General features: G+C 45.2%; 19 protein-coding genes. 7 read left to right on the forward strand and 12 right to left on the reverse strand.

Annotated elements, in window-relative coordinates; genetic code table 11:
• Nucleotides 1-10: 10 nt before the first annotated feature.
• From carB to IM792_RS11230, 3 genes are all read right to left on the reverse strand, one after another.
• Nucleotides 11-2827 (reverse strand): carbamoyl-phosphate synthase large subunit, encoded by a 2817-nt coding sequence (carB, locus tag IM792_RS11220; RefSeq protein WP_194101935.1) that lies wholly within the window; start codon nucleotides 2825-2827, stop codon nucleotides 11-13.
• Between the two features lie 162 nt (nucleotides 2828-2989).
• On the reverse strand, nucleotides 2990-3625 hold the full coding sequence (locus tag IM792_RS11225; protein WP_194101936.1) for a DUF2306 domain-containing protein: 636 nt from the start codon (nucleotides 3623-3625) through the stop codon (nucleotides 2990-2992).
• Nucleotides 3626-3627: 2 nt separating this feature from the next.
• A complete protein-coding gene (locus IM792_RS11230) occupies nucleotides 3628-5484 on the reverse strand; it encodes a WG repeat-containing protein (protein ID WP_194101937.1) in 1857 nt (618 codons plus the stop codon).
• 131 nt (nucleotides 5485-5615) lie between these two features.
• Between IM792_RS11230 and IM792_RS11235 the strand changes: the two genes are divergently transcribed.
• The gene (locus tag IM792_RS11235) at nucleotides 5616-7442 is read left to right on the forward strand and encodes a peptidase M61 (RefSeq protein ID WP_194101938.1); all 1827 of its coding nucleotides are present in this window, start codon (nucleotides 5616-5618) and stop codon (nucleotides 7440-7442) included.
• A gap of 42 nt (nucleotides 7443-7484) precedes the next feature.
• Here IM792_RS11235 and panD read toward each other — a convergent pair whose 3' ends face one another.
• Together panD and panC are read right to left on the reverse strand one after the other, a co-directional pair.
• Nucleotides 7485-7835, reverse strand: coding sequence for an aspartate 1-decarboxylase (gene panD, locus IM792_RS11240; RefSeq protein WP_194101939.1), 351 nt, complete (start codon nucleotides 7833-7835; stop codon nucleotides 7485-7487).
• 82 nt (nucleotides 7836-7917) lie between these two features.
• On the reverse strand, nucleotides 7918-8754 hold the full coding sequence (gene panC, locus IM792_RS11245; protein ID WP_194101940.1) for a pantoate--beta-alanine ligase: 837 nt from the start codon (nucleotides 8752-8754) through the stop codon (nucleotides 7918-7920).
• Between the two features lie 159 nt (nucleotides 8755-8913).
• Between panC and IM792_RS11250 the strand changes: the two genes are divergently transcribed.
• The gene (locus IM792_RS11250) at nucleotides 8914-9738 is read left to right on the forward strand and encodes a glycogen/starch synthase (RefSeq protein WP_194101941.1); all 825 of its coding nucleotides are present in this window, start codon (nucleotides 8914-8916) and stop codon (nucleotides 9736-9738) included.
• Nucleotides 9739-9761: 23 nt separating this feature from the next.
• Nucleotides 9762-11129: a DUF4270 family protein gene (locus tag IM792_RS11255; RefSeq protein ID WP_194101942.1), complete on the forward strand. Its 1368-nt coding sequence runs from the start codon at nucleotides 9762-9764 to the stop codon at nucleotides 11127-11129.
• A gap of 108 nt (nucleotides 11130-11237) precedes the next feature.
• Here IM792_RS11255 and IM792_RS11260 read toward each other — a convergent pair whose 3' ends face one another.
• A complete protein-coding gene (locus IM792_RS11260) occupies nucleotides 11238-12023 on the reverse strand; it encodes a class I SAM-dependent methyltransferase (RefSeq protein WP_194101943.1) in 786 nt (261 codons plus the stop codon).
• A 41-nt stretch (nucleotides 12024-12064) separates the two neighbouring features.
• Between IM792_RS11260 and IM792_RS11265 the strand changes: the two genes are divergently transcribed.
• The gene (locus tag IM792_RS11265) at nucleotides 12065-12922 is read left to right on the forward strand and encodes a transglutaminase-like domain-containing protein (protein WP_194101944.1); all 858 of its coding nucleotides are present in this window, start codon (nucleotides 12065-12067) and stop codon (nucleotides 12920-12922) included.
• Nucleotides 12923-13077: 155 nt separating this feature from the next.
• Here the strand turns inward: IM792_RS11265 and IM792_RS11270 are convergent, their stop codons facing one another.
• Entirely contained in the window at nucleotides 13078-13989 is a 912-nt protein-coding gene (locus IM792_RS11270; protein WP_194101945.1) for an alpha/beta hydrolase, read from the reverse strand.
• A gap of 369 nt (nucleotides 13990-14358) precedes the next feature.
• On the opposite strand from IM792_RS11270, the gene IM792_RS11275 reads away from it, so the two are divergent.
• Nucleotides 14359-15669, forward strand: coding sequence for an ammonium transporter (locus IM792_RS11275; protein WP_194101946.1), 1311 nt, complete (start codon nucleotides 14359-14361; stop codon nucleotides 15667-15669).
• 86 nt (nucleotides 15670-15755) lie between these two features.
• Here the strand turns inward: IM792_RS11275 and IM792_RS11280 are convergent, their stop codons facing one another.
• Together IM792_RS11280 and IM792_RS11285 are read right to left on the reverse strand one after the other, a co-directional pair.
• Nucleotides 15756-16448: an SIMPL domain-containing protein gene (locus IM792_RS11280; RefSeq protein WP_194101947.1), complete on the reverse strand. Its 693-nt coding sequence runs from the start codon at nucleotides 16446-16448 to the stop codon at nucleotides 15756-15758.
• A 135-nt stretch (nucleotides 16449-16583) separates the two neighbouring features.
• Complete coding sequence (locus IM792_RS11285) at nucleotides 16584-18782, reverse strand: bifunctional alpha,alpha-trehalose-phosphate synthase (UDP-forming)/trehalose-phosphatase (RefSeq protein WP_194101948.1); 2199 nt, start codon at nucleotides 18780-18782, stop codon at nucleotides 16584-16586.
• A 113-nt stretch (nucleotides 18783-18895) separates the two neighbouring features.
• On the opposite strand from IM792_RS11285, the gene IM792_RS11290 reads away from it, so the two are divergent.
• On the forward strand, nucleotides 18896-19996 hold the full coding sequence (locus IM792_RS11290) for a mechanosensitive ion channel domain-containing protein (protein WP_194101949.1): 1101 nt from the start codon (nucleotides 18896-18898) through the stop codon (nucleotides 19994-19996).
• Here IM792_RS11290 and IM792_RS11295 read toward each other — a convergent pair.
• From IM792_RS11295 to IM792_RS11305, 3 genes are all read right to left on the reverse strand, one after another.
• Nucleotides 19980-20468: an SRPBCC family protein gene (locus IM792_RS11295; RefSeq protein WP_347343808.1), complete on the reverse strand. Its 489-nt coding sequence runs from the start codon at nucleotides 20466-20468 to the stop codon at nucleotides 19980-19982. The two genes, IM792_RS11290 and IM792_RS11295, sit on opposite strands and share 17 nt — an antisense overlap.
• A 2-nt stretch (nucleotides 20469-20470) precedes the next feature.
• On the reverse strand, nucleotides 20471-22528 hold the full coding sequence (locus IM792_RS11300; RefSeq protein ID WP_347343809.1) for a TonB-dependent receptor: 2058 nt from the start codon (nucleotides 22526-22528) through the stop codon (nucleotides 20471-20473).
• Between the two features lie 73 nt (nucleotides 22529-22601).
• Nucleotides 22602-23924, reverse strand: coding sequence for a sorbosone dehydrogenase family protein (locus IM792_RS11305; protein ID WP_194101950.1), 1323 nt, complete (start codon nucleotides 23922-23924; stop codon nucleotides 22602-22604).
• Between the two features lie 158 nt (nucleotides 23925-24082).
• On the opposite strand from IM792_RS11305, the gene IM792_RS11310 reads away from it, so the two are divergent.
• Nucleotides 24083-26017 carry a gliding motility-associated C-terminal domain-containing protein gene (locus IM792_RS11310; protein ID WP_194101951.1) on the forward strand — a complete coding sequence of 645 codons (1935 nt, stop codon included), beginning with the start codon at nucleotides 24083-24085 and terminating at the stop codon, nucleotides 26015-26017.
• The last annotated feature ends 149 nt before the right edge of the window (nucleotides 26018-26166 follow it).

Genomic DNA, 26166 nt, shown 5'->3' on the forward strand with positions numbered 1-26166 from the left:
AATCAGCTTTTTATTTACTTAGGTACATTGATTTCTCTTTATACAAATGCCTGAAGTATGGGTCTTGCAGGTCAGGAATAAAGCGTATCGCCTCACCTGTCGACTTCATTTCAGGGCCAAGCTCCTTAGCCACTTCAGGGAATTTATCGTACGAGAACACCGGCTCTTTGATAGCGTAGCCTTTTGGTTTACGTACAATGGTAAAGTCTTTAAGCTTGTTAACACCCATCATTACCTTGGCTGCTATGTTGATGTAAGGTACATCATAAGCCTTGGCTATGAATGGTACGGTACGTGATGCGCGCGGGTTAGCCTCTATCACATATACTTTTTCATCCTTAATGGCAAACTGTATGTTAAGTAAGCCACGCACGTTAAGCGCTTTGGCCAGCTTTTCGGTATAGTCTTCCATTTGTTTGATTACATTGTCTGACAGATCAAACGGAGGCAATACCGCGTATGAGTCGCCTGAGTGGATACCGGCAGGCTCAATGTGCTCCATCAAACCAATAATGTGTACATCCTCACCATCGCTTATAGAGTCTGACTCGGCCTCAGCGGCACGGTCAAGGAAATGGTCGATCAGTACACGGTTACCCGGCAGGTTCTTCAGTAAACTTACTACCGCTTTTTCCAGGTCTTCATCGTTTATCACAATGCTCATGCCCTGGCCGCCTAATACGTAGCTTGGGCGTACCAGTACAGGATAACCTACATGGTGGGCTACTTCAAGCGCTTCTTCAGCACTTTCGGCAACACCATATTTTGGATACGGGATTTCAAGATCTTTCAGCATGTCAGAGAAACGGCCGCGATCCTCAGCGATATCCATATTATCAAATGAAGTACCGATGATGCGGATGCCGTGCTCATGCAGCTTCTCAGCCATTTTAAGGGCTGTTTGGCCGCCCAGTTGAACCACTACACCGTAAGGTTGCTCCAGGTCGATGATCTCGCGTACGTGCTCCCAGAATACAGGCTCAAAGTACAGCTTATCGGCCATGTTAAAGTCGGTTGATACGGTTTCAGGGTTACAGTTAACCATGATAGCCTCAAAACCGGATTCTTTGGCTGCAAGCAGACCATGCACACAGCTATAATCAAACTCAATACCCTGGCCAATACGGTTAGGGCCTGAGCCTAATACTATTATTTTTTTCCTGTCGCTTACTATTGATTCGTTTTCGCCCTCGTAGGTTGAGTAATAGTAAGGTGTTTTTGCAGGGAACTCGGCAGCACAGGTATCAACCATTTTGTATACGCGGCGTATACCCAGTTGCTTGCGGCGCTGGTACACATCTTCTTCAGTTGTGTTGGTAAGCACGTAAGCAATTTGCGCGTCAGAAAAACCTTTTTGTTTCAGGGTGAACAGGAAGTCTTCAGGAATATTATTCAGTGAATAACGGCGAAGCTCATTCTCCATGCTCACCACCTCTTGTATCTGGTTCAGGAACCAGCGGTCGATCTTGGTAGCTTTACGTACCGATTCGATAGGCACGCCAAGGCTCAAGGCATCGTATATATGGAACAGCCTGTCCCAGCTTGGGTGCTCAAGGCTGTGCATAATTTCTTCAAGGTTGCGGCTCTGGCGACCATCAGCACCTAAACCGGCACGACCAATCTCCAAGCTCTGACAAGCCTTTTGCAGCGCCTCGATAAAGGTACGGCCAATGCCCATTACCTCACCTACCGATTTCATTTGCAGACCTAACTCGCGGTTAGCGCCCTTAAATTTATCAAAGTTCCAGCGAGGTATCTTCACGATCACGTAATCCAGCGTTGGCTCAAAGTAGGCCGAAGTGGTTTTGGTGATCTGATTTTCTATTTCATCCAGGTTATAGCCAATTGCCAGTTTAGCGGCAATTTTAGCGATAGGGTAACCGGTAGCTTTTGATGCCAGGGCCGATGAACGTGATACACGCGGGTTGATCTCGATGGCGATGATCTCCTCATTGGCCGGGTTAACCGAGAATTGTACGTTACAGCCGCCGGCAAAGTTACCAATGGCGCGCATCATCTTGATGGCCTGGTTACGCATTTCCTGGTAGCAACGGTCGCTCAGCGTCATGGCAGGGGCCACGGTTATTGAGTCGCCGGTGTGGATGCCCATCGGGTCAAAGTTCTCGATAGAACAGATGATGATCACGTTGTCGCGGCTATCGCGCAGCAGCTCCAGCTCATATTCTTTCCAGCCTAAAACCGCTTGCTCAACCAGTACCTCGTGGGTTGGTGATGCTTGCAGGCCACGGCTAAGGGCGGCGTCAAATTCTTCCTTTTTATGTACAAAGCCTGCGCCTTTACCACCCAGCGTATAGCTTGGGCGAATTACCAGCGGGAAACCAATTTCCTGCGCGGCTTCTTTACCTTCTAAAAATGAGTTGGCAATTTTTGAGGTAGCAACACCTACGCCAATATCAACCATCAGCTGGCGGAAGGCTTCGCGGTTTTCGGTTTTTTCGATAGCGGCAATATCAACACCAATTATCTTAACACCGTATTTTTCCCAGATGCCCTGCTCGTCGGCATTTATACAAAGGTTTAGCGCGGTTTGGCCACCCATGGTAGGCAGTACGGCGTCAATTTGCTGCTCCTGTAAAATTTGTTCGATGCTTTCGCAGGTTAGCGGCAGCAGGTACACATTATCAGCAATAACCTTATCCGTCATGATAGTGGCGGGGTTGCTGTTAATGATAGTTACCGAAATGCCTTCCTCTTTTAAAGAAAGTGCAGCTTGTGAGCCTGAGTAATCAAACTCGCAGGCCTGGCCTATAATGATAGGGCCTGAACCAATAATTAATACCGATTTGATGGAAGTATTTTTGGGCATAGGGCTTTTTTAATTCAAAAAGTTAAAGTTATAGCCTTCATCCATTTAGACTGGACTTACGGACTGTTTCCTATGCGCTGAAAGCGAGGATAAAACCGACTTCAGCGTCGGGGTGCAAAGATAGAACTTATTGCATTAAATTGCGGGGATTTTTGTAAAATTTTAATGGTCTTTATTAACCATTGTTAGTACAGCTGTTTTAGCTCTGAAATTGATGAGTTCAGCCACCGCTAAATTAGGCACCCAGCTTAAAAAAGCGATGATGAGATAATTGTTTTCAAACTGCACGCCCATGCCCGCCACGCTAAGCAGCCATATATACAAACGCAGCATAACCGCCGCGAAGGCCAGCGCGTAGCTACGGCGCATCATATTAACGTGGCCCTGCACATCGCCCTTTTTAATTTTCACCCAGGCGGCTATGGTAAACACTATCCACAAAGTGTTTTGCAGCATGAATGATATGAACACGCCCGCGCCCCTGTTTATAAAGAACGACATAACGTACGCTCCCGGCGCGGCAAACAATAGTATACCCAGTATGTACACCTTGCCCAGTGCCCTGTGCAGCGGGCGGTTATTGTATACCCTTTTTGAGAATTGGAAAAAGCCTGCCAGCAATATTATGCTACTGGCAAAAATATGGCTGTAAAAGGCAGGCAGATAATACCCTGTTTGCACGGCGGCCTGCTTAAGCTTTAAAAAATCAACATCGGGCTTAAACGACAGGTATTGTATAGTGCCCGCGCAAAGCGCCACTATCCAAAACAATGCGAATATCCTTAAAAACGTGTACATGCCTATTTTGCCGCCAATGCGTTATTTGCCGGTTTAGCGGCAAGCTTTTGCTTAAGCCAGGCAATATTGTATTTTTCTATCTCGGTGAGTTTGCTTTCAACATCAGTATATTTAGGATCAAAGTCATAAATATGATATGAAAAAAATTCGTTCATTTTCGCATCCTTAAATTTGTAATTATGCGAGGCGTATATTTCATTAATGATATATTTAAGATAGCTGGTTTTCAAATAATCAGTTTGAATTGTTCCTTTTTTGCTGGCATAGCTATAACAGCCTTGCAAATAGGAGTCGTTCATTTTAACTAAACTGGCACAGGCAAACATTCTTCCCTTCTCTATCGCTTCCATTTTATCATCTTTAATTTTAAAGTACTGATAAACCGGCGCTTCAAATAAAGTATCGGTATCGCTCGCGTCTATACCAACGTAGGCTGAGTATTTTATCTCGACCAAAGAGTCGGTCAGCATTTTCAGATCAAGGTCTTTGCATTCGGCTTTTGGGGTTTCAAATTCTTCATACAAATAGTTATCAATCAGCCCGGCATTATATAGCTTGTTGTTTACAGCATCAGTTACGATGGCGTTCTTTTCATCATAAAATTCAGAACGGCCACCCTGGTAATAATCGCGGATAGTATAAATCAAGGCAGATAAAGCATTATCGGCATTTTCAGCCGTTTTTTGCGGTGCCGAAACAATGTACTTATCACTATAATCATACATCTCTACATTTTTTCGCAGCGGATTTTTAAATTGAAGTATGCGTTTGTGCAGATTAAGATCAACCAGATACGATGGAGCAATATAGACGGACTGATGGTAATGGCGAGAGTTCATCTCGGTTATATTATCCGGGTCGGCTGCTTTTATCTCCTGTCGATTAAATATCGGGAGCTTCGCCAGTATATCGGTAAATTTAACATCGGGCGCGGGCGCTATTTCAAAGCTTTTGGTAAAGCTGAAAAACTTGTCGCCTTGTTGCAATATGGCCAGCGTGCTATCAGTTTGTACCGGAAAGATACGATCGTACTCAACAGGCACCACTAACTTACCGCTCAGGTTGTACAGGCCTTTCTTTTTATCTTTTTCAACCTCAATAAAACCATTTAAGGTGGTGTTGAAACCATGTATCAAATCGTACTGAACGGGTATGATCTCCTTCATATCAGGGCCTACAAGTCCCATCTTATTGTATGAGTCCTCATCATCCGTATTCCATTTGCCATAACCTACCTGAAAATAGGTTTGCTTATTGTAGTGCGTGAACCACATTACCGTATCGTAAGTGTTTCTAAGTATTTTGCTCTTTTTAAAGGCTTCGAGTGTGATGGGTGAGTATATATCCTCGTCAGACAGGGTTTTGGTTCTGATCAGGTTTTCGTACACCAGGCAATCGGCCAGGTAATTGCTGGCATCCATCTTAACAATATGCAGTTTGCCCTCCTGCTTGCGAAGGCTTAATACCAATGTAGATGTGTTATTTGAAAATCCCTTACTATTTAAAGTAACAGGTATACTTACCGAAACTGAAGGGGTATTTAAATCGTCGAACTTTGCACTTTCAATTACAAGGGTTGACTTAACCAATACTTGTTGGCCGCCTGTTGAGCTGGCTTTGCCCATAAGCGTGTTAAGCACCTGCAATACCTGTGGTACGTTGCGCAAATTTTCATCAAAAAAGGTAAGTGCTGAGTCGGTTTCGCCTTTAGTTAGCTTATCATTAAAGTTGGCTAAGAACGAAACGTAGGCAATATTATCATTACCGGCCATGTTTTTTTTGGATGGCCAAAAAACAAAGGCCAATACCGCTAACACAAAAATGCCACCGGCAATGCCGATCAAAGGTTTAGTTTTCATGCCGCTAATATATTTATTGGCAGTGAAATTCCATAAGTGCAAGAATTTCACGATCGTCAAATTTTGATTGCTCAACACTTGCAGGCTATTATAATATTATTAGTTTTGGTACCGTATTTTTTAAATTTTTCATGAAAGCCATCCTAACCTTATCAATGCTTGCCGGCATGGCAGCAGGCGCCTTCGCGCAAAACAAGTATGAGTACAGTGTCGATCTGCTCAACATCAAAAACGACCAGGTTGAGGTAACCCTTAAAACACCTCAGCTCAAAAAAACCGACGTTATTTTCGCCTTCCCTAAAGCTATACCCGGCTCGTACGCCCGTAAGGATTTTGGCCGGTTCATTAACGATCTGCAAGCCTTTGATAAAGACGGAAAACCGGTAAAGGTTACCAAGCAAGGCAAAAACCAGTTCGTAATTAAGAACGCCGCGCAGCTTGCCGTTATCAAATACAAGGTGAGCGATACCTGGGACAGCAAGCACGACGATTTTATTTTTCAGCCCGGTGGTAGTAATATTGAGGCCGGTGTGAACGTAGTAATGAACAACCATGCCTTTTTTGGCTATTTTGAGGATGATGCACAACTACCATTTGAGATAACGGTTAGCAAACCCGACGATTTTTACGCCGCCACCCACCTTGATGTTGACCGCTCCGCGCCGGGTAAGGACGTTATTAAAGCTAAAAACTATGTTTACCTGGCCGATAACCCGGTGATATATGCCAAGCCTGATACCACATCATTCAACATTGGTAAAACTAAGGTTAATGTTTCGGTTTATTCGGCCACGGGCAAGGTGAAAAGCGCGCAGGTAGCCGAGTATTTAAAACCACTGGCCGGCGGATTAGATAAATTCTTTAACGGGCTGCCTGTACCATCGTACCAGTTTCTGTATTATTTTGAGGAATCGGGTAAGGGATTGACCGATCGTGATAAAGGCGAGGGTGGCTTCGGGGCATTGGAGCATAACTATTCGTCGCTTTACTACCTGCCCGAGATCGCTTTTGAAAAACGACTGATCTCGATGATCAACGAGGTTTCATCGCACGAGTTTTTGCACATACTTACGCCGCTTAACCTGCACAGTAACGAGATAGAGAATTTCAATTTCTCGTACCCGCAAATGTCGCAGCACCTGTGGTTGTACGAAGGGGTTACCGAGTACTTCTCGAACCTGGTGCAGCTGCAAAACAAAACCATTACCGAGAAAGAGTTTTTTGAGGAGATGCGTAAAAAGATAAACAGCGCCGAGGAGTTCGGCAACTTCTCGATGACGGAAATGAGTAAGCGTGTAATGGAAGATGCTTTTCAGAAGAAATATAGCAGCGTATATAGCAAAGGCGCGCTGATAGCGTTTTTACTGGATATCGACATCAGAGAAAAAACCAACGGACAAAAAGATCTGCGGAGCGTTATTACATCGCTAACCAAAAAATATGGCCCAAGCAAACCATTTGATGACAATGCCTTTATTGCCGAGTTTGTGGCCGCCGCCCATCCGGATGTTAAGGTATTTATGGATAAATATATTGTTGGCGCTAACCCGCTGCCTTTCGCTGAATATTTTAACAAGCTGGGTTACGAATATGCCCCAACCAAAAGTATTCCGGTATACTACCCCGGCAAAACGCCGTTAAAGTATGATGAGGCAACCAAGAGCATTATGTTTACCGATGTAGAGAAGAACGCGCTTGGTGTAAAGAATGGTGACGTATTCAAAGCCATAGATGGCGTTGAAATAACCGAAGATAATATTGATGGCATATGGGATGAATATTTTGGTAAGAACACCCAGCATCCCTCAATAGCGATAGCCATTATTCGTAACGGTACGCACCAGGTTTTAAAAGGTAAAATATACGAAGGCCGTTTAGAAATGAAAAACTATGTAGGCCAGGCTGAGCAAAGTACCACAATGCAGCAGCAAATATTATCAAGCATAAAAGGGAGTTAGTATACTCCCTTTTATGCTAATATAATGGTATTAATAGGCTATTTACTTGATCAGCTTATTATCCGTATCCGGGAAAACAAGTATAGGCTCGTATACCTTAGCTTCTTCGCGCTCCATGTAACCATAGCTCATAATGATCACAATATCGCCCACCTGGGCCAGGCGCGCGGTGGCGCCGTTTAGGCATATGGTGCCGGTGCCGCGTTCGCCACGTATAACGTAGGTTTCAAAGCGTGCGCCGTTGTTGTTGTTCACTATCTGCACTTTCTCGTTGGCAATTATGTTTGCCGCATCCATCAAATCCTCATCAATGGTAATGCTGCCTACATAGTTCAGCTCGGCTTGTGTAACCTTTACCCGGTGAATTTTGGATTTTAACACCTCAATAATCATGGCGCAAAGTTAGTAATTTGGTTTATAGTAAATGTTTAATAGTTAAGCAGGCAATATTTATTTACACTGTATTGATGTTGCTTTAACGCACTATCATATTGTCAATCAAGCGTGTATTGCCCACTTTGGCCGCTACCAATGCAACAACATAAGCCGTGTTTTGATTGGCCGCATGCAGCGTATTGCCATCAACCAGTTCAAAATAATCAAGCTCAACACCCGGTTCGCTGCTTATAGCGGCTTCGGCCTGTTGTTTTAGTGTGGCTATATCGGTTGTGTTAATGCCATCCTTTACCTGTTGTAAGGTGCGCGAAAGTATCAGCGCATGCCGGCGGTCATCCACTGTTAAATGCACATTGCGCGAGCTCATGGCCAGGCCGTCGCTTTCGCGTTCGATAGGGCACATCACTAATGTAACGGGCAGCTTCAGCAGCTCTATCATGCAGTTGATCACCATAACCTGCTGAAAATCCTTTTGGCCGAAGAATGCCTTGTCGGGCTCAACAATATCAAACAGCTTAAAAACAACCTGGGTAACACCCTGATAGTGCCCCGGTCTGAAAGCCCCTTCTAACAGGCGCTCCAGCTCGCCAATATCTAAATGCCATTGCTCATTGCCGGCATAAATTTCGTTAACATCGGGGTTAAACAATACATCGCAACCGGCTTGCTCCAGTTTTTGAATATCGGCCTCAATAGGGCGGGGGTATTTCTCGAGGTCTTTAGGATCGTTAAACTGCGTAGGGTTCACAAAAATGCTGCAAACTACCATGTCGCACTCCTGTTTGGCACGGGCAATTAATGATAGGTGCCCCTGGTGCAGGGCGCCCATGGTGGGTACAAAACCTATGGTAGCGCCGTCTTTACGCAAAGGCTGTAAATGCTGCCTTATTTGTTGTTTGGTGGTGAAATTTTTCAATGCGTTAAAGTGCTTAAAAAATCCGGCGAAAATGAGTAATTAATTAAAAATATCCAAACTTAAATTGCGCAATTCATTGATAGTTCATATAATATACCTATATTTGTACTCTCAAAATTTTTTTTGACGTCTTAACTTACTAAATACAAATTAATAGAGATGGGTAAATCTAAGCTTTTGTTTATAGCTCATGAAATGTCACCTTTCCTTGAACTCACAAAAATTTCTGAAATAGTACGTAATTTGCCGCAAGCAATGCAGGACAAAGGTTACGAGATCCGTATCCTGATGCCTCGCTTTGGCAATATCAATGAGCGCAGGAACCGACTACATGAAGTGATCCGTTTATCGGGCATGAACATCATTATTAACGACAACGACAATCCGTTGATCATTAAGGTGGCTTCAATACCTTCAGCACGTATGCAGGTATATTTTCTTGATAACGAAGAGTATTTTCAGCGAAAGCACGTATTTACCGACAAGGATGGCAAATTTTACGCCGATAACGATGAGCGCATGATCTTCTTTTGCAAGGGCGCGCTTGAAACCGTTAAAAAACTTGGCTGGGCGCCTGACATGATCCACTGCCACGGCTGGATGAGCGCTTTGGTACCGGCTTACCTGAAAACTACTTACAAGGACGATCCGACCTTTAAAAACTCTAAACTGGTATACTCAATTTACGAGAATGATTTTGCTGGCCAGCTTAATGCCGACTTTGCGCAAAAGGCTGTAATGAACGGTATGACCGAGGCACACACCGAGGTTTACAAACCGGCCACCAGTTCAGCACTTTATGCCGGCGCTATTCACTACTCGGATGGAGTGGTGCTTGCAGCCGAAAATATTGATGAAGAAGTGTTAAATAGTGTTAAAAACAGCGGGAAACCGGTTTTAGATTATAATTCCACCTCGGATGTGGAAAATTATTACAATTTTTACGACGAAATTGCTGATGAGGAATTGGCACAGGTTGTATAAAGTTGGATAAGATATTTTAACATATGAGATTTTTCAGATTAGACTTATTAACCCTGTTGATAAGTCTTTTTATTTTAAATAGTTGTAAGAACCCTGATGGTGTTGGTTTAGATGTTGATGAAAACAACCAGATAAGCGGAACGCTTGTGGTTGATACCAATATCACCCTGAATACCGTACCCGAGGATTCGGTGATCGTATCAGATCTTGGACGTTCAACTTTGGCATATTTTAATGATGCCGAGCTTGGGCTTACTGAATCAGCCCTTGCTACTGATATTAATTTACCCGGCGGTACTGCTTATACAAAGCCTACCGGAGAGATCAGGATCGACTCGGCCGTATTAATGCTTAAGTATGCAACATCCGGCTTTTATGGTGATTCACTAACATCCAATTATAAACTGGATGTTTATCAGCTTAGTGAAAAACCGATGAGTGTTTCTTACTACAACAGTAAAACGTGGACACATTCTAACATACTGCTTGGTACAAAAACTTTTTTGGCTCGCCCGCATGATAGTATTAGAATTACTTCGATAGTTGATGGCGGACCTGATACCGCAATAAGAGTGGTGCCGCAGATACGTGTTAAACTTGATCCGGAACTGGCATACAGCTGGATCACATCAACACAAGCAGCGCAATCAAATTTGGCATTCCAAAATTTAGCTAAGGGCTTTTATGTGAAACTTGACCCAGCCGGCACTACCGGGTCAGGAGGTATACTTACTTTAGGTTCGTCAAGCGATTCATTGGCCATTTATGTAAGAGTTACTGAAAATTCAACTACTGATACCGCCATTATAGGCTTACCTATAAGCCGTTATATTAACGAGATAAAGCATACTTACAGCGATAATGTAAAGGCAGCGCTTGCCAACACTACATCAAGCAACACAACTGCTTACCTGCAAGGTATGGGCGGCCTGCGTGTAAAGGTTAACTTTGATAAGCTAACCGAAACATTGCCGAAGGATATCATCATTAACCGTGCTGAGCTGGTTATAGCACCTAAAGCGGGCACCTTAACGCCGTACGCACCATTGCCAAAGCTTACCATGTATAAGTCGGACCTTGCACGTCAGCGTACTTATATTGAGGATATGGTAAATGGAACGGCAAACTTTAGCTTGCTGTTTGGCGGATATTATTCGATCCCGGTAAAAAATGAGTACAGGTTTTTGTTAACCTCATACCTGCAAAACCTTGTAACTGGCAAGGTAAAAGATTATGGCACTTACATAGCAGCCGATAATGAGGCTACAAGCTCAACAAGTTCAACACCGAGTATTTCGGCTACGGCTTACCCAACGGCACGTACCGTATTGGTAGGTAAAAACTCACCTTACAAGGTTCAGCTTAAAATAATATACACTAAAATAAAATAAGGCTTATATGCCTTATTGGTATAAAAAAAAGACCCGGTGATCATTTCACCGGGTCTTTTTTTTATGCGGATGCGCAGATCTTCCTCTGCTTTCAAAATAAGGATTAGGTTAAAACTTCACTAAAAAATCTTCTTTAGCCTGTCCTTTTTTAAAGTATACCAGCCCTATCCAAAACAAATCGACAGTGGCAGTTACCTGCGGGTGTGCCTTTATTTGTGCCCACGCTTCTTTCATGCCTTCGCTCCAGTATATATCATCAAATATCAACAAAGAGTCTTCGTGCACATAGGGCAGGCACCATTCAAAGTATCGTAAGGTGGCCTCTTTTTGGTGATTGCCATCTACATATACCAGATCCAGCTTTGGCAGGCTGTTTATGATACTGTAAAGTGTGTCATCAAAATTACCAACGGTAAGCGCAATATCATTAAGCTCCTGCCCGGCGAATTGCTGCCCAGCCACAGCCGCAGTTTGCGGGCAACCCTCTAACGTATATACTTTAGCTTTTGGCGCGGCTTGTTGCAGGTACAGGGTGGTAACCCCCAGGCAGGTACCCAGCTCAATAATGCTTTGCGGGTTAGTGAATGCCGCAAGGCGATACAGCAACTGTGCCAGCCTGGGCGGCTTAAGCGCATTTTTGGCTATCTGGCTAATGTGCTTTTGTTTATTGTTGTTAACATGCGAGCCTGCGCCAAGGTCGGTAACGGTGATTGTCCGGTCATCGGCGAGTAAATGTTTGCGTACCTGCTCTATATCGGTGTACACTTTTTTGGGCGCAAAATCGTATATTACTTCATCAACCAACTTGTACACGAAAGGCGAGTGGATGCCGTGGCGGGTTTTTGCCCTAAAACGATGCCGCAGATAGTCGGCAGCAAACCTGATGTTGAACATGGTTGTAAAAATAGATAAATAGTGATACTTTACTGATAAGCATGTTAAATACCGCAGAAATAAACTCACTGATAAAACTGCTCGACGATCCCGATCAGGAGATATTTGAGCATGTGCATGATAAACTACTTACTTTAGGCGGAGGCGCCATTGAGCACCTTGAAGCCGCGTTTACCGAAGCTTTTGATCCTTTATTACAGGAGCGTATTGCCAATTTGGTGCATGAGATACAGTTCGGCGCGTTAAAGAATGATCTGAAATTATGGATACAAAGCGGCGCATTCGATCTGCTGCAAGGCATATTGGTTATTAATCGATACCAATACCCTGATCTGGATGAGCAAAAGGTGATCAACCAGATAGAGGCCATTAAGCGCGACATATGGCTGCAAATGATGAATGAGGGCAGCCCGGTGGAGCAGGTTAAACTGATAAACCACGTATTCTACAATATATATGGCTTTAGCGGCAATACCACTAATCATCAGGACCCGCAAAACAGCTACATTAACCAGGTACTCGAAACCAAAAAGGGCAACCAGATATCGCTTGCCATCATCTACTCCATAGTAGCCCAAAAGCTGGATATACCGGTGTACGGCGTAAACCTACCACAGCATTTTATATTGGCTTATTTAGATGAAGGCCTGCAAAGCGAATTTGAAAGCGGCATACTGTTCTATATTAATGCCTTTAATAAAGGTATGGTGTTCGGTCGCCGCGATGTGGATATGTTTTTGAAGCAACTGAAACTTGCCCCCGATAAGCAATTTTACGAACCCTGCTCAAACACCGACATTATTAAGCGCGTACTCCGCAACCTCATCAGCGCCTACGAGCATTTAGGCTCCGCCGATAAAGTAGCCGAGCTGAATGAACTACTGAGGATAGTGGAATAGTGAGTGGTGAGAGGTCAGTAGTGAGTGGTGAATAGTGAGTGTTGTGCTACGAAAGATATTGGTAAATAATGTTTTGTTGAATCATTAACTATTCATTCCACAATTCTGACCATTTACAATTGACCACTAACCACTCACCATTCACTATTAACCACTTACTTACTAAGCCATCCATTAGCTGCCATCCAGTTGGTGAGGCTGCTGAACCAAAGCTCTTTGGTGGTTGGGTTTACCAAGCCAAAGCCGTGGCCGCCGGCGGGGTAAAGGTGCATTTCGGCCTTTACTTTATTGGTGAGTAAGGCATTGTAAAATAACAGAGCATTTTGTACCGGCACTACCATATCATCCTCAGCATGTGCCAGAAATGTTGGCGGCGTTTGTGGTGTTACCTGAAATTCGTTGCTGAACCCTTTAACCAGCTCCGGCGATGGGTTTTTGCCTATCAAGTTATCCTTTGAGCCCTGGTGAGTATATTCTCCAAAACTGATCACCGGGTATATAAGCATCCCAAAATCGGGGCGTAGGTTGGTATTGTTTTTATTGGGGATAACCGCTTTTTGAAAATGCGTAATACCTGTTGATGCCAAATGCCCACCAGCCGAAAAGCCGATGATGCCTACACGGTCAGTTTTTATTTTCCACTCTGCCGCGCGCTCGCGCACCATTTGCACGGCGCGTTGCACATCCTGTAACGGACCGATCGTTTTATCGGTCATGATGGTATCGCTCGGTAGGCGATATTTCAGCAAAAATGCCGTAACGCCTATCTTATTAAACTCCTTAGCTATGGCATCCCCCTCATGTATTGATGCCAGGCCCGCGTAACCACCACCCGGCAATACAATCACCGCTGTACCATTAGCCGTGCCCGCCGCGGGTAGGTAAGGCGTAAGGGTTGGTTCGGTCACTTTAAATATCCAGCTGCCGTCTTGTATTCTTTCCGCATAGGTTTTTGGGGCGGGCTTTGCGCCGGGCGCTCCATCGGGGTATAGTACTATGGGTTTTTGCTTTTGCGCAAATGTGTTCACTGCTAATAATACAAGTAAGGGTAGAATGATATTTTTCATAATTCAGGTTAAAAACCAAATGTATACAATTTTAAATAACGCAGCCATTGCGAATAGTACATTATTAACAGTACCGGTAAAGGATAAATAAATTATATTCTATCCTGATTTGATAAGATCACATCAAAAAAAGAGCAATTATATAGCAATATTTTAAGCGATATTTATACAAAGCAGAATTATTTAAGATATTTTATAAAATATTTTCAATAAAATGATTGTTTTATTACATTAGCTAAAACAAAATCAATTTTTAAATCAAAATATTTTGTTATTAACTATTATTAACCTGAAAACTCAGACATATTATCGAATAAATTTTTAATTTTTCTAAAAACAAGCACAATTAACCCTAACTAAAAACACAAGATGAAAAAAATCCTACCCTTTTTACTGCTGGTGGTAGTAGTAGTGCTGGCACTGATCTATCCGTCAGTAGAGGTGACCACGATCGCCGACAGCAAGATCGACAGCGGCGACACCGCCTGGCTACTCGTTAGTACCGCGCTGGTACTGATCATGACCCCCGGCCTGGCCTTCTTTTATGGCGGTATGGTAAGCAAAAAGAACGTACTCTCTACCATGATGCAGAGCTTTGTCTGTATGGGCATCATCACCATCCTGTGGGTGGTGTTCGGCTTCAGCCTGGCCTTCGGTAAAGACATGTTCGGCGGCTTCCTGGGCGACCCTTCTACCTTCTTCATGATGAAGGGCATGCTGGGTAATGACACCTGGCCGCTGGCACCTACCATTCCATTGGTACTGTTCGCCATGTTCCAGTTAAAGTTCGCGGTAATTACCCCGGCGCTGATCACCGGTGCCTTTGCCGAACGTATCCGCTTTAACTCTTATGTGATCTTCCTTTGTTTGTTCATGATATTCATCTACGCGCCTTTAGCACACGCTACCTGGCACCCGGATGGTTACTTCTTTCAACTGGGCGTATTAGACTTTGCCGGTGGTACCGTGGTACACATGTCGGCAGGCTGGGCAGCTTTGGCCTCAGCTATCTACCTAAAACAACGTACCGATAAGGCACACGCCCCTGCACGTATCAGCTATGTACTTTTAGGTACCGGTTTACTGTGGTTCGGCTGGTTCGGTTTCAATGCCGGTTCGGCATTGGGCGCTAACCCGTTAGCGGCAACCGCTTTGGGTACTACTACTACCGCTTCAGCGGCAGCGGCTATCGCCTGGATATTCTTTGATATGCTGCGTGGCAAAAAACCTTCGGTAGTTGGTGCTTGTATCGGCGCGGTGGTTGGTCTGGTGGCTATCACCCCTGCGGCTGGTTTCGTAACTATCCCGCACTCACTGATCGTGGGTATCGTTGCCGCGGTGGTAAGTAACCTGGTGGTGATCTGGAGAACTAAGACAAGCATTGATGATACCTTAGATGTATTCCCATGCCACGGAGTGGGTGGTATGGTAGGTATGCTGATGACCGGTATCTTCGCCCATGTGAACGTGAATGGTGGTAATACGACCGGTAACGGTTTGTTCTATGGCGAGACTTCGTTGTTCACCAAGCACCTGATCGCTTTGATCGGGGTATCGATATTCGCTTTCGTGGGTTCATTGATCCTGCTGAAGGTGACCGACCTGATCTCAAAACTGCGCGTTACTCCGGAGGAAGAAGCTATCGGCCTTGACGTGAGCCAGCATGATGAGGAATTGTAATTAAAACTGACACTTTATTCCATAACAACAAAGGCGGCTCCTGATCAGGATGCCGCCTTTGTTTTATCGATCGCTTTTTTTAAATATTATTGAATTTCAAACACCGCATTCACCTGAAAGCTAAGTTTGATCTTTTGGAAATCAATATCAGATTCCGGGGCATCGGCTACCGCGCTTCTCATCGCTACGTTTGAATACATACGTGCTTGCGGGTATACACTACCGCCGCCATCATTTTCGGATATGCTTAGCACCTTGCCCAATTTATCGCCTAAAGCTGTTACTAAATAGTTAGCCTTTTCTTTGGCGGCAAGTAAGGCCTGTAGTTTCAATTCCTTTTTCAGCTCGGGCATCTTTGAATAATCGTAGCTGGTAATGTTGGTGTACTGAATGCCTTTCGGGTCAACCTTGCTTAACAGTTGGTTATATTTATTCAGATCGCGTACGCGGATGCCATATTGTTTGCTGGCTAAAAAGTCGGGGTTTTTCTTTTTCTCGGTGGCGTTGTTCCAGCCGGATACATTGTTAACGGTAAAATCCTCTTTAGGTATACCGGCAGCTGATACCGCACCCTCCAATTGCTTTTCCAGTTCGCTGATGCTTATCTTCTTCTTGCCATCCATATATTCCTTTAGAGATATAGATACATTGATTATATCGGGCGTAACCTCTTTTTCGGCAGTGCCGTTAACTTCTACCTTGCGGCGCAGATCAACAGTTTGAGCGAAAGTGCCATATGTTGCGGCAACCAAAGCCACCATCATTATTAATTTCTTCATGGTTATATTGTGTTATTTATAGCTATAGACGGACGCCGCGCCAAAAGTGAAACATGCAACAAAAACATTACAATTGGGCGAATGTTTGCCGGGCTATAAAACAACAGCCCGCGGTTTTGGCGCGGGCTGTTTATGTTATTTATCGGCTATTACAGCGGCGGGCTGCACCAGGCTGCGTAGCAGGTGCCTAACCTCGTGGTGGTTTCGCAGGTAAAACCTTGCTGCCGATATATTGCTGCCCACCTTTACGGTAAGCGAATTATCGGGCAGGGCTTTAAATATGTCCTCATCGGTATGGTCATCGCCCAGGGCCATAATAAAATCGTACTCCTTGTTATGCAGCATGGCCGATGTTGCCTTGCCTTTATTTATCTCGATGTTCTTTATTTCGACCACCTTATTGCCAGGGAGCAGTTGCAGGCCACGGTCGTTGATCAGGTAGCGCAGGTTATTCATCAGCTCATTGGTACGCAGCTCGCCGAGGCCTTTCTCTACCTTACGATAATGCCATACCAGCGAGTAATTCTTTTCCTCGATGAAAGCGCCAGGCGTACGGTCAACATACATTTCAAGCAGCGGGTATACATCCTGTTTCCATTGGTCGTTCAAGCCGGGAATGCTCTCCCACTCGTTATTCTTTTTCATCCAGGCACCGTGCTCGGCTATCAGCGTAAGCTGGGTATGGCCAAACCATTCTTCCAAACAGTTATGGTCGCGGCCGCTTACCAGTACTATCTGATTAGCCGGATCGCTGCTCAGGTCATCAAGCAGGGCATATAGTTCCTCATCGGGCTTGGCCGCGTTAATGTCCGATTTAAAACCTACCAGCGTACCATCATAATCTAAAAACACAATGCGGTTTTGTGTGCGGTTGTATATCTTTTTAATGGCCTGTTCGGTAACATCGGTAATATGGCGCGAGCGCATGGAGTGCTGCATTTGCTTCACCTCCTTTATGCGCTCCATAAATATGCGCACCCAATGTTTTATGTTGAATTTTGACACTACCTGTCGCATTAGCTTCATGCGGCGGCGCTGCTCGGCAAGGGGCATATTCAAGGCCTTTACCATCGCCTTGGCCATCAAATTGATATTGCTCGGGTTAACAATAATGGCATCGATCAGCTCTTTTGATGCTCCGGCCATCTCGCTCAATATCAATACACCGGTTTCCTGGGTTCGGCTGGCTACGTATTCCTTGCTTACCAAATTCATACCATCGCGCATCGGCGTTACCAGGCAAATATCAGCGGTATGATATAGTGCTGATAACGTTTCGATAGGGAAGGCACGGTAAAAATAATTCACCGGGCTCCAGTCAATAGTACGGTGGCGGGCATTAATATCGCCCACTTTGCGGTCAATATTCTCTTTAAGCTCCTTATACTGCGGCACGCTATCGCGCGATGGTACCACAATCATGTGCAGCACTACCTGCTCCCGGTATTCGGGATGGGTTTCGAGCAGTATTTCAAAGGCTTGCAGGCGTTGCAGTATGCCTTTGCTATAGTCGAGCCTGTCAATACAAAGTATCAGCTTTTTATCCTTAAAAGCTTCCTTTAAATGCTCAACCTCCTGTATCACCTTATCGGTAGAGGTTAGCGAGGCGTACTTTTCATCATCAATCCCCATCGGGAATGATTCAACCAGCACCGGACGATCATCAACAGTGATAACGTTTGATGATGAGTTGTATGGCAATAACCTTGTCGCGGCGTTTATAAAGTGGCTGGCATCATCAAAGGTATGGAAGCCTACCAGGTCGGCACCCAGCATACCCTCAATCAATTCACTGCGCCAGGGTATCAGGCGGAACATCTCAAATGATGGGAACGGTATATGCAGAAAAAAGCCTATCGAAATATCGGGCATAAGGTTGCGCACCATTCCGGGTAGTAACAGCAGCTGGTAATCATGTATCCAAATGGTATCGCCGGGTTCAGCTATCTCCAAAACGGCCTCCATAAACTTTTTGTTTACGGCGCTGTAGTAATCCCAGCTGCTTTGTTTGTAGTTGGAGTAGGTTGACGCGTAGTAGTGAAAAATAGGCCAGAGTATCTCGTTCGAGAAACCTTCATAATATCCTGATATTTCGTCGGCATTTAAAAATACAGGCACCAGGCTAAAGTCGGCAAGGCGCTCTTTTACTTCGTGTTGCTTGTCGTGATCGGCAACTTCAATGCCGGGCCATCCAAGCCATACATTATCGCCTGAGCGGTATACCGAACCCAGGCCGGTGGCTAAACCACCCTCGCTTGTTACAATGTTAAAGCTGCCATCCTCCTCAGAAACTTTTACGGGCAGCCTGTTTGAAACAATGATTGTTTTACTCATAAATAAGTATGTTTTAAGATGCAAAAGCCATAAAATAGCTTTTTTTAGCCACATTTAAAAATGTAACTAACAATTAAACCGTTGTAGAGTTATACCATAGTAAAGGAAAAAACATGAAAGAAGTTTTAGAAAATTGGTCTAATAACATGCCGTCATGGCTTTGGAACATTGTAATAACTGTCATTGCTGTTATTGTTGGCCTTATCATTAAACTCATCATTAAGGCCATACTTACCTTTTACCGTAACCGGAATGACTACTCGCTTTTTCGCAGTATTATAGTACACACCGGCCGCCCCATGAACCACTTTGTGCCACTGCTGGTACTTAACCTGATGCTGCCGCTGATGGATATGCAGAAGCGTTTTTTTACGCCTTTTAGTCGTGCCATCGAGATAGCGCTAATTATATCATTCGCATCGCTGCTTATCACCTCCATCCGGGTATTTGAGGATTATATGTACCACCTGTACGATTTGAACAAGGAAGATAACCTTAAAGAGCGTAAGGTGCGTACGCAATTGCAGTTTATAAGGCGTATAATAGTAACCTTTGTGGTGCTGATAGCCGTAGCGGTGATATTATTAAGCTTTGATAATGTACGTAAGATAGGCGCCGGTTTACTTACCGGTGTGGGTATCGGCGGTATTATTATAGGTTTCGCGGCGCAACAATCGCTGGCTAACTTTTTGGCGGGTTTCCAGATAGCTTTTACACAACCTATACGTATTGACGATGTGCTGGTAGTTGAAGGCGAATGGGGCCGGGTGGAAGATATTACGCTAACCTATGTGGTGCTGAACATCTGGGATCAGCGACGGTTAATATTACCAATAAACTATTTCATCCAAAAACCCTTTCAAAACTGGACGCGCACCACGTCGCAAATTCTGGGTACGGTGTTTCTGTATCTGGATTATAATACCCCCGTTGATGCCATACGTGAGGAGTTTGACCGTTTACTGGATAATTCCATTTTATGGGATAAGCGTGTTAAGGTGATACAGGTAACCGATGCCAAAGAACATACCATTGAGATACGCGCGCTGATGAGCGCCCGCAATTCATCGCAGGCGTTTGACCTGCGTTGCTACATCCGCGAAAACCTGATTAACTTTTTGAGGGATAACTACCCCGAAAGCCTGCCGATACAAAGGGTGGTACTTAACCGCGAGGAATTAAAGGATGATAAAAAGGCTATTGCTGAGGGATAAACTTTTTCCACTCGTCGCTTTCGGCGGCTTGTTTAATTACTGAGTTCCGTTTGATGAGCAGGTCGGACATGTAGCGTTTTAATACGAATCTGCCGAATAGCCAGCCTGCCCAGCCCAGCGGTACTTTAAAGGCGAATATATCTTTCATGGTAGTTTGCCCGTTGTATTCACTAAACCAGTGAAAGTGCCTGAACCATTTAAAGGCGCCTTTCACCATCTCATCGGCAAAATAAATATGAGGGTCATAGTCAATAATTTTTGAGGTGAGCTTTTGCCATATACCGAAATGTTTTGCCCGCCAGGTTACAGTTTCGCCCATACCAATCAATCCGCTGGTGCGCCCGGCAATAGCCTCCTCGCCGGTATGTTGGGTTGATTGCACATGCAGGTCAATACTGCGCGACAGATCAAACACTCGCTCGATAGGTGCATTTATTTGTGTTTGCAAAACAATGGTGATCAGCGTATCCATTACTATAAAGCAACGTTAAGCCCTGCATTATAATTGCGCAACGGTGCCGGGTTGTAATAACGGTTGCCTATCGCGTTCAGGTCATTTCCCAAACTGTATTTTTGATTAAGCAGATTATCTGCCGCGGCAAATACCTCTAACCGGGTTTTACCTATGCGATACTGCCAGCCCACCCGTGCCTGTAGCAAATTATACTTAGGCGCGTAAACCGTATTGCCATCATTAAGCGGAATACGATCGGTAAAGTTATGCTGCACAAACAGCGATACCGACTGTGGCAACAATAGCTGCACATTGCTTACTACCACGTTACGTGGTATGCCCGTTAAGCGGTTGCCCGAAAAATCGGCACCGGCAGTGCTGTAACTCCTGAAACTGTATTTGCTGAACGTGTACGATGTATTGAATTGCAAGCCCTTTACAAAGCCTGTACCCTTGCGCAGCAACCAGCTGCTAAAGTATAACTCCGCTCCCGGCTGATTGGTGCCGCCCGCGTTTACATAGTATTCAGTTTCGTTCTCTAAACGGCGGGGCACAATGGTGTTCTGCATTCTGAAATAAAAGGCCGATACATCCAGGAAGGTACTCTCATCATTATTACGCAGGCGGAAACCACTTTCATAATTCCAGCCGGTTTGGGCGTTAAGGTTGGTGTTCACCACGTTGTTGCTCGGCCTGACCTCCAGGTTGGTTGGCGATGAATACCCCCGGCTTACTGATGCCCGCCAGCTAAAGTTATTGGTGATAAGGTATGATAGCGCCAGTCTTGGCATCAGCTGGGCATCAAAATCGCGCTCGCTAAAATTGGCCTCATTAGCCGGGTCTATATTTTTAAAGCGATATTTAAAGTAGTTCAGGCTCACGGCGGCCTCAATGTTAAACCGCTCAAAAAGGGTAGCGGCGTAACGGGTAAATATAAAATGCTGATTTGTATTCAACCGGTCGGTTGCCTGTACATCGCCACGGGTGCCGCCATTGTTATCATAATTGGCAATGGTGGAGTTGGTTTGCTGCCACTCTACGCCCAGGTCAAGCTTCCAGTCAAAATCGGGCTTTTTAACCGAATTCAGCTCAAAATAAGTGCGCAGTCCGTAGGTATCCTCGTTCCTGAATTCGTAGTTGGTGATAAACGGGTTGGCGAAATCAACATGGTTGCCAAACACCGCGGCTACGTTTTTCAATCGCTCGTTGATCTGCCAGTTATTGACCAATCCGCCGAAGTACATTTTTTGCCTGATGCCAACTTTTTGCTGCAAGGCTCCCGGTAAAGTCGCGGTTGGCTGCCTTGCCGAGCGAGGGTCGGCTTCCATTTGCGCCTGGTTTAACCCGCCGGGCGTTTGATAGTTTAGATCCGAGTAAAAGGCCAATGCTTTTACCTCGTTACCATTACCATATTTATAACGATTGGTAGTGTTAACAAAATGACGGTACATATAACTGTTTTGCCTGTAGCCGCCATAGCTTTGGTAAGCCTGATTAACAGATAAGCCATAATTACCCCATTGCTGCTGCACCCCGGCATTCTGATGAAATAACCCATACGAGCCCGCATTTACCCCGGCAGATATTACACCGGCATCCGTTTGGGGCGATGAGTTGAGCAATACCACCCCGCCGGTATTAGCGCCAAACAAACTACCATCGGGCCCCTTAAGTATCTCCATGTTGTGGATGCTGTTAAAGTCGAGCGCGTTGAGGTAGGTATTGCCGCCCGCATCGGTAAGCGGTATCTCATCATAATATACCTTAATGTTACGCACCCCAAATGGCGAACGCAGCAAACTACCACGTACCGATAAACGATAACTCCCCGGCGATCGCTCCTCGGCCCTAACACCCGGCACGGTATTCAGCGCCGGTACAAATGATGCCGACGGCTGCAACTGCAATTGCGCCGAACTTACCACGCCAACTGATGCCGGGGCGCTCAACACAGGCTGCTCGCTTAGGTAGCCTTTTATGGTGACCTGTTTCAGTACTTTAGCGGTATCGGTATTTTGAGCCTGGGCAGCGGTCAATCCAAACGCAAGAGTAGTTAGGGCGGTAAAAATTTGCTTCACGATATAGGGTGTATGTAAACAAAAATAGCCCTTTAGGTGAATAAAGGGCTATTTATCAAAATTATATTTAGCGCTATTTGGCAGCTACACGCCATATTTTATTGGCAGAATCATCAGTTACCAGTATCGATCCGTCCTTAAGCACGGCCACATCAACCGGGCGACCGTAAACTTCGCCTTTTTCGGCATCAGCAATAAAGCCGGTTAAAAAATCCTGCAACTGGCCGGTAGGTTTACCGTTGCTGAAAGGCGCATAAACTACCTTATATCCTACCAGTTTCGAACTGTTCCACGAGCCATGCTGACCAATGAACGCGCCACCCTCATATTGCTGCGGAAACTTATTGCCGGTGTAAAATGCCAGCCCCAATGATGCAGTGTGCGGACCAACAGCCAAATCGGGCACCAGGGTTTTCTTTACCAGGTCGGGGTTCTTTTGTTTTACCGATGGATCTTCGTGCGGGCCAAAGTAAGCGTACGGCCAGCCGTAAAAGCCACCCTCCTTTACACTGGTAAGGTAATCGGGCACCAGGCCATCGCCCAGTTTATCACGCTCGTTAACCACGGCAAATAACTTACCTGTTTTGGGTTCCCAGTCAGTACCTACAGGGTTGCGCAAACCGGCCGCATAGATACGTTCGGCCGAACCATCTGGGTTTATCTCCAGTATATTGGCACGACGAATCTCGTTGTTCAGCCCATTCTCGGCAACATTACTGCCCGAACCTACCGATATGTATATCTTTTTACCATCCTTGCTCGCTATCAGGTTACGTGTCCAATGGTTGTTATATCCTCCCGCGGGCAGGTCGAGTATCTTGGTGCCTTTGGCGGTAATTTCGGTTTGACCGGTTTTGTAGGGGTAGCGCCATAAGCCATCAGTATTGGCAACATAAAACCAATCGCCAAGCACCAATATGCCGTATGGCTGGTTCAGCTTACCAACAAATATGGTACGCAGATCGTATTTTCCATCGCCATTGGTATCTCTGAAAAGGATAACATCATTGGCGCTTTTGCCCATGTTTTGTGATTTATCCTTACCGCTCAACGAGGCCTCGGCTTTCTTTTTAGCCCCTTTGGGTTCGGTATTTGCTTCGGATACGAATATATCGCCGTTAGGCGCCACATAAATATTACGGGGATTACGCAGGCTATCGGCAAAAAGGCTTACCTCAAAACCTTCCGGCGCTGTGGGCATTTTACCTTCAGGCCAGCCTATCACCTTACTGAATTTGGTGGTCGATTCAGTTTCGTAAGGCGCGGGGAGTTTTACCTCCTGCTTGCCCTGGTTGGTTACCGTATCAGCATCATTATGGTTGGCTTTTTTTTTATTGCCACAACCGGCTGCAAGCATGCCCGCCGCCAACAGGTATACCGAATATTTATTTTTCATGAGATGGATGTATTTGCGATCGATTGTTTAACTACTATGAAAAATATTTGTTTGCTTAGAAAGCGTTATTGTGCTAAAAGATGTATAACCCTGTTTTGGATATTCCCGGTAATGTATTACCTTGAACAGCAGTAAAAACCAATATATCTTTACAATTAATGCGCCGGCTTGCCCTTGGGTTTATGTGTTGTTTGCTGCTGATGTTCTCAGCAGGCCATATAAAGGCGCAAACCTGTAACGGTAGCCTTGGCGACCCCGTGGTGTCCGAAAGTTTTAATCAGCAGGGGCCTTTACCCAACTCACAAGCGCAAAATATTCAATATACAGCCGACCCATGCCCGCAGGATGGGCAATACACCGTAGTACGATCATACGCGCCACCATGTAATCAAAACAACTGGCACTCTGTCCCCGGCGACCATACCGGTAACGGCGGTTACATGATTGTGGTAAACGCATCGTACACAAAAAGCCAGTTTTTTGAAAAAAGAGTAAGCGGACTCTGCGGTAATACGGTATATGAGTTATCAGTATACATTCTTGATTTGATGCGTAAGGATATTGACGGGCCCGGCGTAATACACCCTGCACTGCGTTTTTTGATAGAAGATGGAAGTGGTAATGTTATCAGGGATACTTCTATAGCTATAGGATCAACAGCCGGGCCTGAGTTTATAAAACGGGGTGTAATGTTTGCAACGACACCGAACAGTGATGAAGTTATATTAAAAATATTTAACGATGCCGATGGCGGGTATGGTAACGATTTTATATTGGATGATATCGCTTTCCGCGCCTGTGGCCCGCAGGTTAGCGCCGCCTTTACCGATATTGGCGAGCAGGATTACGCACCCGAGTGCCCCAGCAGCGGCACCAAACAATATACTATGCGTGCCACATCATCGCAAACAGGCTATGCGTACCAATGGCAGCAATTTATTAACGAGGAATGGCAGGATATTCCCGGTGCCAACGCCAATACGTACGTAGCTAATATCGACCTATCAAAAGGTGGAAAATATGAATACAGGGCTGGTGTGGCCAAAGCCGGTAATCTGGGATCAGAATATTGCCGGGTATACTCGCTACCGCGAACTATTTTAATTTATGAGAAACCGGTATTGGCGCCCATAAATGATGTTACTATTTGCAGAGGGAGTAACGCTACCATTAATCTATCCGGCGGTGTTAGGTATCTTATTAATGGCCCTGATGGCTTAAGGGTTGAAACAAGCAATTCGCAATATACTTTTCAACAGCCCGATCCACCACAAGGATGGGGTTACACCGCATACGCCTACTCAGCCGATGGTTGTATGAGCGAGCCGCGTACATTCAGGATAATTGTGAAACCGCCATTTACAACCACAGTTACAGCGAATACAGATACCATTTGCGATGGACAATTTGTACAATTAGAAGCCACCAATAATATTGCCGATGATTATACGTATAGCTGGTCGCCAGCGGCGGGGTTAAGTGCCACCGATGTGGCCGATCCGGTAGCATCACCACAAAAAACAACTACCTACACTGTAACCGTTAGCAATGGCGCCTGTATCGATACAAAGCAGGTAACCATTACCGTTTTACACCCGCCAGCTATTGAACTTGCTGAGCGCCGTGAAATGTTCGAGGGTACGCCCATCAGGTTCGATCCGGTGTATTCGGGTGATATTACCAGCTACAGGTGGTTCCCCGAGGAAGGACTTGACGACCCGACCAGTGCCAACCCGCTTGTAGTAGCTACTGAGGACATGACCTATACCGTAACCGCCACCGGCCCCTGCGCTATAGCCATAGCAACGGTTTCGGTTCGCGTATATCAAAAAATAAACATCCCCAACACCTTTACGCCTAATGGCGATGGCATTAACGATGTATGGAATATTGAGGACCTGGCAACCTACCCAACCAGCGAAACACTGATATTTAACCGCAACGGCCAGCAGGTATTCCGCAGCATTGGCTACACTACGCCGTGGGATGGAAGATTCAACAGCTCCCAACTGCCGGCGGGCACTTACTATTATATTATCGATCTGAAGAATAATACCCCGAAGGTTGCAGGGTATGTTACTTTGTTGAGGTGATTGCAAGGGGGTAAACCCTCATAAGCACCATTAAACAATTATTTAACAGCGAATATTTCTCCCAAAAGGAAAGGCTTACACAATTGCGTCATTGCTGTAAGGTACGAAGCAATCTCTTTAGGATATTCCAGCAGGACAAGTCGCTCGGG

The sequence above is a fragment of the Mucilaginibacter sp. JRF genome, assembly GCF_015223065.1.
Taxonomy (GTDB): domain Bacteria; phylum Bacteroidota; class Bacteroidia; order Sphingobacteriales; family Sphingobacteriaceae; genus Mucilaginibacter.